This window comes from Rhodococcus sp. EPR-134, assembly GCF_001647205.1.
Classification (GTDB): Bacteria; Actinomycetota; Actinomycetes; order Mycobacteriales; family Mycobacteriaceae; genus Rhodococcus_F; species Rhodococcus_F qingshengii.
Window position 1 is genome coordinate 1 of the sequence record NZ_LVCT01000393.1, and the last position, 2379, is coordinate 2379.

2 protein-coding genes are annotated in these 2379 nt (G+C 62.8%); one reads left to right on the forward strand and one right to left on the reverse strand.

Translation table 11 applies throughout. The features are described from left to right. Positions 1–861, reverse strand: coding sequence for a spermidine synthase (locus A2J01_RS17930; protein WP_064113251.1), 861 nt, complete (start codon positions 859–861; stop codon positions 1–3). 166 nt (positions 862–1027) lie between these two features. On the opposite strand from A2J01_RS17930, the gene A2J01_RS17935 reads away from it, so the two are divergent. Continuing rightward, entirely contained in the window at positions 1028–2155 is a 1128-nt protein-coding gene (locus tag A2J01_RS17935; protein WP_003941634.1) for an NDMA-dependent alcohol dehydrogenase, read from the forward strand. The last annotated feature ends 224 nt before the right edge of the window (positions 2156–2379 follow it).

Sequence of the window (2379 nt, forward strand, 5' to 3'; positions counted from 1 at the left end):
TCAGTCTTGGCGAACCGGCGCATTCGCGGCGAACTTGCGGACTTCGGCGTCCTGCCACACGTGGGCGGGAACTCCTCCGCCGAGTAGCTCGCGCGCGAGCGCGGGTTGCCCGCCGATCGGTACGTCGCTGCCCGCGATGATCATGTTGCCGTAGCGACGGCCCTTGAGCATCGCGGGATCGGCGATGATCGCCATGTGTTCGAACTGCGCACCGATGGTTGCGGCTTCACTGCGCGCGCCCTGAAGATCCGGGGTGTCGCCGCAGTTGACGATGTAGATACCGCCCGGTGCGAGCACGCGTCGTACGTGGGTGGTGAATTGCGCCGTCGTCAATGGTGTCGGAGTTGTGCTGCCGGCGAAGACATCTCGAATCACGATGTCCCGGGTGGACTCGGTGAGAGTTTCGGTGACGGCGCGGGCTTCTCCGACGCGGATGCGCAGAAGAGGCGCACGCGGGAGGTCGAACCAATCGCGTACGAGTTCCGCCAGAGCACCGTCGATTTCGACCACCACTTGACGCGCGTCGGGGTACGTGGCGGCGAAGTATCTGGCCATGGAGCAGGCGCCACCGCCGAGATGAAGCACCCGCAGGCGCTCGGCCTTGTCACGTTCGGAATCGACCAGATGCGCGATCCACCGCATGTACTCGAAATCGAGCACCGTGGGATCCGCGACGTTCACGTGGGAACTGGGCACTCCGTTGATCTGGATGATCCAACTGTCATCGGAGTACTGATCGCGGACTAGTTCGCACGTCCCGGTATCGATCGGAAAAGTGCCGGCGATGGGACCGGACTCGCCTCGCTCGGGAGTACTGCTGCGAGTTCTGGTCTTGCGAGTTCCCTTGGCCACTGTGTCCATGTTAGCCGTGCGCCTTTTTGGTAGTGCCCACTACCAAAAAGGCACACGGACCGACGGTATTCTCGGGCTACTTCAGGCACACTCGTACATGGAGTGTGATCGGCGACACAAATGCCGGCGCGTTCTTTCGTCGTCCGTGCATCACGAAGAATTTCGAGGAGTGCAGGTGAAGGTCAAGGCAGCGGTAGTCAAGGCGCCAGGTCAGGCGTGGGAGATCGAAGAGGTCGAGCTGGGGGACCCGGTCTCGGGTGAGGTGCAGGTCCGACTCGCCGCATCGGGGCTGTGCCATTCGGACGAACATTTGCGTACGGGCGCCAGCCCGCTGCCCTTCTACCCGGCCCTGGGCGGGCACGAAGGCGCCGGAGTGGTGACGAAGGTCGGCCCGGGTGTCGCGAGCGTCGAAGAAGGCGACCACGTGGTTCTCGCCTTCATCCCGGCGTGCGGACGTTGTCCGTCCTGTGCGAAGGGTCTGCAGAACATCTGCGACGAAGGAGCCGGCCTGTTGACCGGGCAGGCGATCTCCGACAAGACGTACCGCGTCACCCTCGACGACGAGCCGGTCATCCAGATGTGCCTGCTCGGAACATTTTCGCCGTACGTGACCGTCAACGAGGCGTCGGTGATCAAGATCGAGAAGGACATCCCGCTCGACAAGGCGGCCTTGCTCGGCTGCGGTGTTGCCACCGGTTGGGGATCGGCCACCGCGATCGGTGGAGCCAAGGTCGGCGACACGGTGGTGGTCGTCGGCGTCGGCGGCGTCGGAATCAACTCGGTGCAGGGTGCGGCGTCCGCCGGAGCACGATTTGTGATCGCGATCGATCCCGTCGAGTTCAAGCGCGACAAGGCAAAGGAATTCGGCGCCACACACACTTTTGCCTCCCTCGAGGAAGCGCTACCGGTGATCGGCGAGATCACCTGGGGCAAGATGGCCGACGTCACCGTGATCACCGTGGGCGAGATTCACGGCGACATCATTCAGCCCGCGCTCAGCGCGACGGGCAAGGGTGGACAGGTCGTGGTCGTCGGAATGGGGCATTACGCAGATTCGCAGGTGACGCTCAGCCTCTTCGAGCTGACCCTTCTGCAGAAGCGTTTGCAGGGAGCCATCTTCGGCGGGGTAGGGCCACGGTCCCAGATTCCCAAGTTGCTCGATCACTACCGAAGCGGCGCGCTCAAACTCGACGAGTTGGTGACCAAGACTTACAAGCTCGAGGAGATCAACGAGGGGTACGCCGACATGCTCGAAGGAAAGAATCTGCGGGGGATGATCGTCTACACGGAGGACGATTACTGATCGTTTCCCTTTGACTGAAGGCTCCGGCCCGGCACCACGCTTCGTGGTGTCGGGCCGGAGTCTTCTGCCCCCACGCACATTTCTGTCGATCGATGAGTCGACTGCCCCCGTAGTGGGCACTCGCAGAGTGAGGAAACCGGGCACCGTGTCCGGATCTCAGTCCACGACTCGACAGAGAAGAGCAGAGCATGCCCTACATCACCACCTCCGACGGAACCGAGATC

Bases quoted from the DNA above. Each gene is read 5' to 3' on its own strand.
- A2J01_RS17930 (WP_064113251.1), bottom strand. From the start codon at position 861: ATGGACACAGTGGCCAAGGGAACTCGCAAGACCAGAACTCGCAGCAGT.